Source organism: Serratia sp. PL17, assembly GCF_017832355.1.
Taxonomy (GTDB): domain Bacteria; phylum Pseudomonadota; class Gammaproteobacteria; order Enterobacterales; family Enterobacteriaceae; genus Serratia.
Genome location: NZ_JAFIBY010000008.1, coordinates 230,086 through 242,397, shown reverse-complemented (window position 1 = coordinate 242,397; position 12,312 = coordinate 230,086). Strand labels below are relative to the sequence as shown.

At 56.8% G+C, this 12,312-nt stretch carries 10 protein-coding genes; 2 read left to right on the top strand and 8 right to left on the bottom strand.

Translation table 11 applies throughout. The features are described 5' to 3' along the window. Nucleotides 1-16: 16 nt before the first annotated feature. Nucleotides 17-1,213: a nicotinamide mononucleotide deamidase-related protein YfaY gene (locus JOE25_RS22220; RefSeq protein WP_209638969.1), complete on the bottom strand. Its 1,197-nt coding sequence runs from the start codon at nucleotides 1,211-1,213 to the stop codon at nucleotides 17-19. A gap of 244 nt (nucleotides 1,214-1,457) precedes the next feature. Here JOE25_RS22220 and tyrP point away from each other — a divergent pair, with 244 nt between their 5' ends. Further along, on the top strand, nucleotides 1,458-2,666 hold the full coding sequence (gene tyrP / locus JOE25_RS22215) for a tyrosine transporter TyrP (RefSeq protein ID WP_209638967.1): 1,209 nt from the start codon (nucleotides 1,458-1,460) through the stop codon (nucleotides 2,664-2,666). A gap of 48 nt (nucleotides 2,667-2,714) precedes the next feature. Here the strand turns inward: tyrP and JOE25_RS22210 are convergent, their stop codons facing one another. Then, nucleotides 2,715-3,257, bottom strand: a complete 543-nt coding sequence (locus tag JOE25_RS22210) for a YfaZ family outer membrane protein (protein WP_209639052.1) — start codon at nucleotides 3,255-3,257, stop codon at nucleotides 2,715-2,717. Nucleotides 3,258-3,591: 334 nt separating this feature from the next. Here JOE25_RS22210 and katA point away from each other — a divergent pair, with 334 nt between their 5' ends. Then, nucleotides 3,592-5,028, top strand: coding sequence for a catalase KatA (gene katA / locus JOE25_RS22205; protein ID WP_209638965.1), 1,437 nt, complete (start codon nucleotides 3,592-3,594; stop codon nucleotides 5,026-5,028). Between the two features lie 42 nt (nucleotides 5,029-5,070). Here katA and menE read toward each other — a convergent pair whose 3' ends face one another. From menE to menF, 6 genes are all read right to left on the bottom strand, one after another. Further along, nucleotides 5,071-6,456, bottom strand: coding sequence for an o-succinylbenzoate--CoA ligase (gene menE / locus JOE25_RS22200; protein WP_209638963.1), 1,386 nt, complete (start codon nucleotides 6,454-6,456; stop codon nucleotides 5,071-5,073). Continuing rightward, complete coding sequence (gene menC / locus JOE25_RS22195; protein ID WP_209639050.1) at nucleotides 6,444-7,415, bottom strand: o-succinylbenzoate synthase; 972 nt, start codon at nucleotides 7,413-7,415, stop codon at nucleotides 6,444-6,446. Before menC ends, menE begins: the two co-directional genes overlap by 13 nt. 11 nt (nucleotides 7,416-7,426) lie before the next feature. After that, nucleotides 7,427-8,284: a 1,4-dihydroxy-2-naphthoyl-CoA synthase gene (gene menB, locus JOE25_RS22190; protein ID WP_209638961.1), complete on the bottom strand. Its 858-nt coding sequence runs from the start codon at nucleotides 8,282-8,284 to the stop codon at nucleotides 7,427-7,429. Nucleotides 8,285-8,295: 11 nt separating this feature from the next. Then, entirely contained in the window at nucleotides 8,296-9,063 is a 768-nt protein-coding gene (menH, locus tag JOE25_RS22185; RefSeq protein ID WP_209638959.1) for a 2-succinyl-6-hydroxy-2,4-cyclohexadiene-1-carboxylate synthase, read from the bottom strand. Continuing rightward, entirely contained in the window at nucleotides 9,063-10,736 is a 1,674-nt protein-coding gene (gene menD, locus JOE25_RS22180) for a 2-succinyl-5-enolpyruvyl-6-hydroxy-3-cyclohexene-1-carboxylic-acid synthase (RefSeq protein WP_209638957.1), read from the bottom strand. The genes menH and menD overlap by 1 nt, the downstream gene beginning before the upstream one ends. 252 nt (nucleotides 10,737-10,988) lie before the next feature. Continuing rightward, entirely contained in the window at nucleotides 10,989-12,281 is a 1,293-nt protein-coding gene (gene menF / locus JOE25_RS22175; protein ID WP_209638955.1) for an isochorismate synthase MenF, read from the bottom strand. Between the last annotated feature and the right edge of the window lie 31 nt (nucleotides 12,282-12,312).

Sequence of the window (12,312 nt, the reverse complement as noted above, 5' to 3'; positions counted from 1 at the left end):
TCCCCCATTCGGCGCATCACTCAATACTCTCGACGATTTCCAGCCAAGCGTTCTTGCCACACACGGGCCCACCGTTCAGCCAACGTCGTAACATGTCCAACGCCAGCATGGCGACCGACTCCTGCCGCAGCCGTAAATGGTGACGTGCAGCCCGATAACGCACCGTCTGGCCCATACCGCCTTTCGGCGTATGTAGCACCACGCTGACCTGATCACCGCGCATGGCACTGACGGCCAACGCCAGTTGCGCCCCGGTCAGCTCAGCCAGCGAACGCGCACGCGCCAGCGTGGTTTCCAGCGTTTCTACACAGTGCGACGGCAATAACTCGCCACCGGCCAAGGGTGCACCTTCACTCTGCAACTGCAGGTTGATCAACCCGGCGCTAAACTGCTCGCTCAACGCCAGCTTCAACCCCTGCTGGGTCAGCTTCTGCGTCAGCACCGCAGGCAAACCCAGTGTGCCTTCAAACAAGGTGTTGTCAGCGGCGACCTGGCGAACCTTTTCCCACGCCTGTTCCATCGCCGCACGTTGGGTCACCGGGCCAGTGAGCTTCAGTTCAATAATCGGGCTGGAAGAACGGTAACCGAGTACCACATCAGGTGGCAACGGCATGCCGTCCAGCTCCGCAGCCAGATCGCTTTCAGACGTGCCAAAGGTGGTTAAGCGCAGGCACAGCGGCGGTTCAGGCAGCGTAAATCGCTCACGTAAACGCGGCACAATCTGCTGCTCGACCATGACTTTAAATTCAGATGGCACCCCCGGCGTGAAAAACATCATGCATCGGTTCAGTTTCAAGGCAAAACCGCAGGCCGTCCCCACCGGATTGTCGAGCATCTCTGCGTTAGCCGGGATCTGCGCCTGTTTACGGTTGGAGGCGGCCATTGGCCGACCACGCTCGGCAAAATAGGCCTCAATGCGGGCCATCCATTCCACTTGCTCAACCAGCTCAACGCCGCAGGCTGTCGCCGCCGCCAGGGCGCTGAGATCGTCACTGGTCGGCCCCAACCCCCCGTTTACGATCAGAACATCGGCGATATGGCTGCGCTCCTGCAATGTCTCGATCAAAGAGGAGAGGTTGTCCCCCACGGTTTCACGGCCGCTCATCGGCATGCCCTGCTGGAACAAATAGTCAGCCAACCAGGCAGCGTTGGTATCTACAATTTGCCCGTGTAACACCTCATCACCGGTGCTGAGCATCTCCACCCTTAACATTGATCTCTCCCACATTTTCTGATCTTTCCACTATAGAAGCCCGTAAATAAGTTTTCACTAAGCATCGCCGGATAATTTCTGTCGGAGGCATTTTTTTACGACATCACGCGGCCCTTAACGGTGTAAATATATCTGAACACCATCCGTAACGCCTGTTTGACACAAAATAATGCATCAACTATCCTGCCGCACTTAGAATAGGATACCTATAATTTTCCAAAATCTTTTGCTGATAGAGAAAAACGTGAAAAATCGCACGCTTGGCAGTGTTTTTATCGTGGCAGGAACCACCATTGGCGCCGGGATGTTGGCAATGCCGTTGGCGGCAGCAGGTGTAGGCTTCGGCGTCACGCTGGGTCTGCTGGTCGGACTGTGGCTCTTGATGTGCTATACCGCCCTGCTGCTGGTCGAAGTCTATCAGCACGAGCAAGCAGATACCGGCCTGGGGACCCTGGCAAAGCGCTACCTTGGTGGTGGGGGCCAATGGCTAACCAGTTTCAGCATGATGTTTCTGATGTACGCGCTGACCGCCGCCTACATTAGCGGGGCCGGCGAATTGCTGGCGGCCAGTATCAGCCAATGGACCTCACAAGATTTCCCCACCACGTTAGGCGTGTTGCTGTTTACTCTGGTTGCTGGTGGCGTCGTTTGCATCGGCACCCACTCGGTCGATCTGTTTAACCGCATCCTGTTCAGTGCCAAAGTGGTGTTCTTGATCGTCATGCTGGGTTTGATGCTGCCAAATATTCACCAAACCAACCTGATGACGTTACCCCTGGAACAAGGGCTGGCACTGTCTGCCATCCCGGTGATCTTCACTTCATTTGGTTTCCACGGCAGCGTACCCAGCATCGTAAACTACATGGGCGGCAACATCCGCAAACTGCGCTGGGTGTTCATTATCGGCAGCGCCATTCCGTTGATAGCCTATATCTTCTGGCAATTGGCTACCCTCGGTAGCATCAGCTCAACCACCTTCGTCGGTATTTTGGCGCAACAGGCGGGTCTGAACGGTTTATTGCAGGCAGTGCGTGACGTCGTCGCATCGCCACACGTAGAGCTGGCCGTGCATCTGTTTGCCGATCTTGCGTTGGCGACCTCGTTCCTTGGCGTCGCTCTCGGGTTGTTTGATTTCCTCGCCGATTTGTTCAAACGCCAGGATAACGTCCGCGGTCGTCTGCAAACCGGTGCCATCACTTTCCTGCCGCCGTTGGCTTTCGCCCTGTTCTACCCACGTGGCTTTGTACTGGCTCTGGGTTTTGCCGCCATTGCGCTGGCGATATTGGCGTTGCTGCTGCCGTCGCTGTTGGTATGGAAAACACGCCAGCAGCATCAAGCGAAATACCGTGTTTGGGGTGGGACGCCTGCATTGGCGTTGGTGTTTGTCTGCGGGATAACGGTGATTGCCATTCAGTTGGGCATCGCCAGCGGCATATTGCCTGCGGTGGGGTGATCGATTGTCAGTAAAACAAGGGGCCCACTGGGCCCCTTGTCGTTTGGATCAGAAGCTCAGACCAACACCGACATACGGGCCATCGGCCAAGGTGTTGTCACGACGCCCATCCTTTCCTTCCATCTTCATGTAGCGGTAACCCACATCCACACTCAGCGGACGGAAGATATTCCAGCGCAGGCCGCCGCTGGCTTCGTTGTAGGCCTTCACGCCGCTGGTCAGCGAGTCTGGTGCAAAATAGCCTTCGCCATGCAGGCTGAAGTAACGGTTGATGGCCCAATCCAGACCACCACCCAATGCTACTGCACCACCGCTTTTACCGTCTTTCGGGCTCAGATACAGTGCCTTACCGCCTACCGTCGCGGTCAACGGCCCCAGTGGCAGGCCGAAATTCAACCCCAGGCTACCAACGTTGCCGTCATGGTCACTGCGCGCCCAGTTGCCTGTTAATCCCAACCCGGAAGTGCCGGTATCCTGGCCAAAGCCAAGATTGGTGTAATGCTGCCCGGCCTCGCCCGACAGGCTAAGCGCACTCGCTGCACCCGTCACAAACAGCATGCTTGCTGCGCAGGCGACCAACGTCTTTTTCATCATCTATCCCTCTTGCTACTTCATCCATTACGGACGATATGAGTTAACCCGTAATAATACCGTCACGAGTCTATACCAAAGCACAACCAGTCTTTAAGGGATAAAGGCGAAAAAATCCTTAATTAATCAAATGAATGTAAAGTTGTGCAAACAAAGGCATCACCCTTGATGGCAATGACAACGATAACTCAGACCTATTTGCCGCGAGCGTTCAATAGGTCTACAACTAGTAGTGGCATTAACCGAGGTCAGGGTAAGCCCCCTTGCAGGATTATATGATGAATGCTTAAGCCACCCGAGTTTTACTCGATTGCAATACGATAAGGAGCAAGTAATGAGCAAGAAAGGACTGACTACTGCAGCCGGCGCACCGGTTGTCGATAATAATAACGTGATTACCGCAGGTAAACGCGGTCCGATGCTGCTACAGGACGTGTGGTTCCTGGAAAAGCTGGCCCATTTCGACCGTGAAGTTATCCCTGAACGCCGCATGCACGCCAAGGGATCCGGCGCCTACGGCACGTTCACCGTCACTCACGATATTACCCAGTACACCCGCGCAAAAATCTTCTCTGAAATCGGCAAGCAAACCGACATGTTTATCCGCTTCTCTACCGTTGCCGGTGAGCGCGGTGCCGCGGATGCCGAACGTGACATTCGTGGTTTCGCCATGAAGTTTTATACCGAGGAAGGCAATTGGGATCTGGTGGGTAACGACACGCCGGTCTTCTATCTGCGCGACCCACTGAAATTCCCCGATCTCAACCACGTGGTCAAACGCGATCCCCGCACTAATCTGCGCAATCCAACCTACAAGTGGGATTTCTTCTCGCTGTCACCGGAAAGTTTGCACCAGTTGACCATAGATTTCAGCGACCGCGGCATCCCGAAATCCTATCGTCATATGCACGGCTTCGGCAGCCATACTTTCAGTTTTATCAATGCCAACAACGAGCGTTTTTGGGTAAAATTCCATTTCCGCTGCGAACAAGGCATTGAAAACCTGATGGATGATGAAGCGGAAGCCATCATCGCCAAAGACCGTGAAAGTTCGCAACGGGATCTCTATGAGGCCATCGAACGGGGTGATTACCCACGCTGGAAACTGCAAATCCAGATTATGCCGGAACACGAAGCCTCACAGACCCCGTATAACCCGTTCGATCTGACCAAAGTCTGGCCGCACGGCGACTACCCGTTAATCGACGTCGGTTTCTTCGAACTGCACCGCAACCCGGAAAACTACTTCTCAGAAGTGGAACAGGTGGCTGTAAATCCGGCCAACGTGGTGCCAGGCATCAGCTTCTCGCCGGACAAAATGCTACAGGGGCGTCTGTTCTCTTACGGGGATGCGCACCGTTATCGTCTGGGCGTGAACCATCACCAGATCCCGGTCAACAGCCCGAAATGCCCGTTCCACAATTATCATCGTGACGGTGCCATGCGGGTGGATGGCAATAGCGGCAACGGCGCAACCTATGAGCCAAACAGCTTCGGTTTGTTCCAGGAGCAACCGGACTTTAGCGAACCGCCATTGAGCATTGAAGGGGCAGCCGACCACTGGAACCATCGTGAAGACGATGATTACTACAGCCAACCGCGCGCACTCTTCAACCTGCTGAGCGCCGAAGAGCATGAGCGCATGTTTACCCGCATCGCCGGGGAGCTGTCGCAAGTGCCGGAACAGATCCAACGTCGTCAGGTTGACTTGTTTACTAAAGTGCATCCGAACTACGGTGCAGGTGTAGCCAAAGCACTTGGCCTGAAATAGCCCCCACCGTGATCATTTAGGCCGCCTTTCGGCGGCCTTTTCTTAGCGACCTGCTATCTGTTGCGCCACCCATTGTTGCAACTTCCGGCGCGATACTTTAATACCACTGCTTTTCAATTCGGTTGGCATCGCCAACAGCGCCATCGGCCGCTGGAAATTCACCAATCGCTCCTGCGACCAGGCCAGCAGCGCTTCCAACGACAGGGGCTCTTCGCTGTCGATCACCGCCACCGGTCGTTGACCAAACTCAGCGTCATTCACAGGCACCACCACCACCATGGAAATCTGCGGGTGAGCCGACAACACGCGCTCAATATCCTCTGGCTGAACGCCTTCTCCACCACTGAAAAACAGATTGTCCAATCGCCCGAGGATCCGTAACTCACCCTGTTCCATCACGCCGCGATCGCGCGTATGGAACCAGCCTTGATCATCGGCAAGGGGCTGTAAGGTGCCGTGCTGCCAATATCCCCGCGCCAGGCTCTGCGCACGGATCCAGACCTCTTCATTGACCAGCTTAATTTCCCGTCCAGCCAGCGGCACCCCAACGCCAGGTCGTGCATCAGCGCGTTTGGCACAGACGGTGGATGCAAGCTCGGTCAGACCATAACCACACCAGCAGCGAATGCCCAGCGCTTCCGCCTGTTCGGTCAGTTCTACCGGGATCATCGCGCCACCGAGCAGCACTTTTTTCAACGTCAGTGACGCTAAGGGTTGCGTCAGCAGGCGCCAAAGCTGAGTCGGCACCAGGGATGCATGTGTACATCCCGCTAACGCGTCAGCCAGCAGATGCATGTCGCGGACGACCAATCCACCACCGGCCGTCAACCAACGCCAGACAATGCCCTGACCGGAGACGTGAAACAACGGCAATGACAACAGCCAACGATCCTGAGCTTGGAAATCCATCAGCTGCAACACACCTTCGGCACTGGCAATATGCGCGGCATAGCTGTGCGCAGCCGCTTTTGGCGTGCCGCTGGAGCCGGAAGTCAACGTCAATGTCGCCAACCGCTGGGCATCCCAGCGCGGCGGATTCAGCCAACGGTGCTCAGTCGAGGGTGGGTTTAAACGGATGACCTTTGCCGGTAATGTCGGCAAAAGATCTGGGCTGAAGGCAAAATCCATATCCAGATCGAGCAGCAGCATTGTCAGCAGAGAATCTGGCAATGCCGGGTTGAGCGGCAACAGCCGTGCACCACACTGTAACAGCGCCAGATAGGCTAACAGCAGTGGATAGCTGTTCTTGCCACATAGCGCAACGCCACAGCCAGGCTCAACGCCCTGATGCTGAAAGTCTGCCGCCAGTTTGTCCACCTGACGCCGCAACGCCAGCCAACTAAGCGGCTGATGACCGACCATCACCGCCGTGGCCTGCGGGCGTCGCTGCGCCCAATGCCGCCACGGCCAGTCGTTTAACTGTGCCATACACACTCCAACGCCTGCCGGTCCAGCAGTGGCAGCGTGCTGTCTGGCCAGCGCCGCAACAGTTGAGCCTGCATCAAATCAAGCGTGTCGAGACCGGGGACCGTGGCCGGTGTCAGCCAGTGCGCAATGCGTGCCAACTGCGTTAGCCCCAGACTCGATTCAATACTGGAGCTGATCACTGCCGTTAACCCTGCCGCATGCGCCTGTTCCACCAGCGCACGACAGCGTGCCAGACTGCCGACCAACGTCGGTTTAATCACGATCGCCGCCACGCCCGGCTCGGCCTCCACCACGAAGTCCGGCTCACGCACACTTTCATCCCAGGCGATGGCAATGCCGGTTGCCCGAGCGAAATCCCGTGATTCATCACGGGTTTTGCAAGGTTCCTCAAGGAAGGCAATGCGTTCGCGCAGAGCCGGAGCCACATATTTAGCGAACCCATCCGCCTTGACCCGCGTCCAACTGCGGTTGGCGTCCAGCCGCAGTCTGAGATCCGGCAGCGCCTCCAACAGCACGTTAACGATCATACCGTCACGTACTGCCTCATACAGCCCGACCTTCACCTTCGCCACCTTCTCGCCCGGTAAAGCCGTCAGCACCGCAAACAATTCATCGGGATCGCCCGAACACAACGGTGCTTTGCGGTAGTCAGCCTGCAGCGGCAGCCGCTGTTCCAGCTCCGCCAGCGCACAGCTTGTGCCAAATGCCACCGAGGGTAACAGGCTGTCTGGCGGTAATACTCCGGCCTGCCAACACTGTACCCAGTTCAGCGTGTCTTGCTCGGCTTGCGCCAGCGTTTCCTGACTAAATTCCGGCAAGGGTGCGATCTCCCCCCAGCCTTCCTGCTCACCTTGTTGCAGATGGATCAGTAAACCGTCACGGGTTTTCAACCGCTGGTTGCGCAGCACCACGCCAGCGTCCATCGGCAGGCTGTAACGGTAAACAGCGGCGTTACGGATAGGGGAAATCATTACGGATTGCGCTTGAATTTGCTGAAGTCCGGCTGACGCTTTTCGTTAAATGCGTTGCGCCCTTCCTGGCCTTCATCAGTCATGTAGAACAGCATGGTGGCATTCCCCGCCAGCTCTTGCAGACCAGCCTGTCCATCACAGTCGGCATTCAAGGCCGCTTTCAGACAACGCAGCGCCATCGGGCTGTTTTGCAGCATTTCACGACACCAGCGTACGGTTTCTTTTTCCAGGTCTGCCAACGGCACTACGGTATTGACCAGGCCCATATCCAGGGCGGCTGCGGCATCATACTGGCGGCACAAGAACCAAATCTCACGCGCCTTCTTCTGGCCAACAATGCGCGCCATGTAAGACGCACCCCATCCACCGTCGAACGAGCCCACTTTCGGACCGGTCTGGCCGAAAATAGCATTGTCTGCGGCGATGGTCAGATCGCACATCATATGCAATACATGACCGCCCCCGATCGAATAACCGGCCACCATTGCCACAACCGGTTTCGGGCAAGTGCGGATCTGGCGCTGGAAATCGAGCACGTTCAGGTGATGCACACCACTTTCATCTTGGTAGCCGCCGTAGTCACCGCGCACTTTCTGGTCACCACCGGAGCAGAAGGCTTTGTCGCCCGCACCGGTCAGGATAATGGTACCGATGCCGTCGTCATAACGCGCGTTGGATAGCGCCTCAATCATCTCTTTTACCGTGTGCGGTCGGAACGCATTACGCACCTGTGGACGGTTGATGGTGATTTTAGCAATGCCGTCGCTGGACTTGTGATACAGGATGTCTTCGAAATCACCGGAGCAATCCTGCCAGTCGATGGCGGCATACAGTTGTTCTTCATTCGGATAGAGCATGTTCTGTTCCTTTAACCAGGGTTAACGAGAAAGTCGTGCAGCTCAGCGGCGAAATCCTGCGGATTGGCCAGATGCGAGTTATGCCCGGCCTGTGGCACGATGCGTAACGGCAACTCAGCGTCGCGCGCCAGCTGTTGAAATTTGTGATCATCCGCGCCACACAGCACCACCAGCGGGACCGTCAGTTGCTGCAATTGCGGTACCAGGTAAGGCTGCTTGCCCAGCGATGTGGCCTCCAGCATGTCCGCGACCGCTGGGCCGGAATTATCAGACCGGGCGTCTATCAGCGCAGTACGGTGCACCGCACTGAGATTGGCGAAAACGGGCTGTTGATACCAGTCAGCCAGAACCTGTGCGATAGGTTCGCGACGAAAACGCTCGGCCCAGGCAGCATCATGTGCCAAGCGTTGAGCTCGCAGCGCAGTGTCAGCCAGCCCTGGGTTGCCGCCTTCAATAACCACACCCTGAAGGCCGGTAGTTTCCCCGTAGCACGCGTGATACATGGCAATGCGCCCGCCGAGTGAATAGCCCACCAGCCAATAGCGCTCGATACCATGCATCTGCAAGGTTGCGCTGATCTGCGCACTGATATCGTCAAAGCTGTTACAGGCCACCGCGACGGAGTCTCCGTGGCCGGGTAAGTCGATCGCCAGTGATGGCCACTCAGGGCAGCGAGAGGCAATCACCCGCCATTCATTATTGTTGCCCAACATGCCGTGCAGCCAGATCAACCATGGGCGATCGGCCTCGCCCTGTTGCAATACCTTTGTTGCCAGCATTATTGCTCCGCCATCAATTGCACCAGATGCTGAAGTGTTTGCGCACCATCGCTCGGTGGCACCTGCAGTTCAATCAGCGTAGCGCCGCTGTGGCGCCAGCCCTGCTCCACCGCTTGCAGCAACTGCCCCCAGTTTTCCGGACAGGCGTAAGCGAGGTGGAACATTGCCGCCGCATGGCTGAACTCGACATCCTGCGGCATACAGTAAAACCGCTCTCGATCTTCTTCCGGCGTGGGCAGCAGTGAGAAAATTTGGCCGCCATTGTTGTTGACCACAATCAACACCGTCGGCGCAGAACATTGACGCAGCAGCGCCAACGCATTCAGGTCGTACAGCGCGGACAGATCACCGACCACGGCCAGCGTTGGTTTGGCGGTCGCCCGTTGTACCCCTGCGGCGGTAGAAATCAGCCCGTCAATGCCACTGGCACCGCGATTGCTAAATACCGGGTAACCGGCCGGCAAGCGGGTCAGGGCATCAATCAGCCGGACAATCAGGCTATTGCCGAGAAACAGTTGGCCATTTTCCGGTAACAACTCCGGTAAACGGTGCGCCAACTGCGCTTCACCAAAGCGGTTGACCAAGTGGCCGGAAACGGCATCCAATGCCTTATCTGCCAGCGCCGTCAGCTCGTCAGCCCACGGGGAACGCGGCTGCGCCGGATGCAGCTCAAGCCACTGCGCCACGCTGGAACGGATCCTGCGGCCACGGTGATGTGCCGGATCGAGCCGTCCCGGTAAATCGTCGATCAGCCAATACTCCGCCGGTCGGCATTGTTCCTGCCACTGCAACAGACGTTTGCCGGTCAGGCTACTACCGAACTGCACCACCAGCTGCGCTTCGGCCAACACTTTCTGCGCTTGCGGCTGAGCCAGCCACAAATCGGCGCAGGGCAGTGGTTGCCCGGTTTGAGACAGCACGTCACCGATCAGCGGCCAACCGAGCATGTCTGCCCATTGTGCCAGCTGCTCGCCCTCTTCCGCGCTCATACGCCCAGCCACCACCACGCCACGTTTTTGCCGCCAGAAGAACCAGTCCGGCTGCTTGAGCACCACGTGTGGATCCACTTCTCTCAGCCAGGGTTGGCTGTCTTGCCACCAGTCACCGAGCGCCGCTGACCAATCCGCATACTGTTGCTCATCACCGCCATACAGGGGTTCGGCAAACGGGCAATTAATGTGCAACGCACCGTGCTGCAAGCGTGCCATTGCACTGTCGACAGTAGACACCAACCAACGGGCGGGAATGTCTGGCGTCGGGCGGGGCAAATCGATATTCAGGGATGGGTGGCTGGCATACAGGCCGTTTTGGCGGATCGCCTGATTGGCGCCGCAGTTGATCAACTCAGGGGGGCGGTCAGCGGTAAGAAACACCAGCCGCTCGCCAGTCAGGCCGGCTTCGATCAGGGAAGGATAAAGGTTGGCGGCTGCGGTCCCGGAGGTCACAATCACCGCGACCGGTTCCCGTGACGCCTTGGCCAGACCAAGCGCCAAATGGCCCAGCCCGCGCTCATCAAAATGGGTATGGCAGATAAAAGACTTGTTAGCCGCCGCAGCCAGCGTCAACGGTGTCGAGCGCGATCCCGGAGCGATACAGACATGCCGCACCCCATGGCGAGCCAGCGCTTCCAACAGCAACGCCGCCCACCGGCGATTAAAAACACTTGTCGACATAATTCGCTCACAAGTCGGTTAACAGAATCTGCCTTTGGCGCGTGCCGATTGGCAGCATGCCAAAAATGATGTTCTGCATTATATGAGTAGTTATCTTTACGACTTTTGCGCCAGCGCAAAAACGCCGTATATCCCGGTGACTTTATGGTAGACAATCAATTGATTTAGAACAAAAAATAAACACAAAAATCACAAGCAGTTTACACTCCCGGCAGCATCCACTCAATAAATCCGGATCATAAGCAGGGAAATTCAGCTCAACGCATCGGGTTGCAATAGCGTCAGCAGTCCGGCGGCCTTGTTTTCGATTTCTTGCCATTCTTCTGCCGGATCGGAACCTGCCACAATGCCGGCACCGGCATACAGACGTAAGGCTTTCTCATCGACTTGTGCACAGCGCAGCGCCACGCAAAATTCACTGCGGGGAAAGGACAGGTAGCCGGCAGAACCGGCATACCAGCCACGGGGAAAAGGTTCATGTTGCAGGATAAACTCACGTGCAGCCTGGCGTGGTAAGCCAGCCACCGCGGCCGTTGGCTGCAAGCGTTGCAGGCAATCGGCGTCGCTACTGTGGTTGAGACGGCCTTCAATACGCCGCCGCAGGTGTTGCACCTTACGTAAACGCACCACTTCAGGCGGCAAGACATCCACCGCGTCGGCACCGCCTTGCAAGCGCTGGCAGATATCATCTACCACCAGTAAATTTTCATGCTGATTCTTACCGTCTTGCAGCAACCACTGCGCTAATGCCTGCGCCTGTTGCCGATCGGGGTGATTGGCCACCGTACCTGCCAGCGCCTCAGTCAGCAAAAGGCGCCCTTCGCGCCGATACAGTCTTTCCGGGCTAGAGCCAAGGAATGCGCGGCGTGCATCAAACCGCAACATATAGTGGTAGCAACGGTGATTCACCTGTCGGCTGGCATCCATCATTGCCGGAGCAGACAGCGGGCTATCCAGCGTTAATAGCGTGCTGCGTGCTAACACCACCTTTTCCATCTGCTGACTGTCGATGGCTTGTAACGCTTCATGCAACATCGCTTCCCAGCCGGCGCGTTCCGGCTGATGCCGAACCTGATCCACCTGCACTTTTAAGGGTGTGATGGGCACGGCTGCTAGCAGTTGATCCAGCCACTGGCTGGCCAACGCCGCATCGTCACGCAGCGCGTTCTCAGAAAACAGATTGAGCGTTAAGTGCGCATCCTCGCCACCATTCCATATTTCCAGCCGAGGCAAAAATAAATACGCAGCGCTATCAAAAGCGTTCAGCCCCCATACGCGTGCGTTCTGATGGGTTCTGAGAAAACTTTGCGCTTGCTGAGGCTGGGTGAACTGAAGCACTGCACCGCACACCGCGGCTTCTTCATGCCCATCGCGATGGCGCCAATAAAACTGCGGGAATGCCGGCTGTGCCGCCAGCCACTCCAGCAAGTGGTTGGCCAACGGCGCCGGAACAGGAAGTGAACGTTGCTGGAAACCGCCATCAGCAGGTACATCGTGTTCAAGCTGCTGGCGTAAGCGTCCTAACAATGCAGAGAGTTGTTCCACAGCGACCTCAATAACCAAACCTAATGTAGGG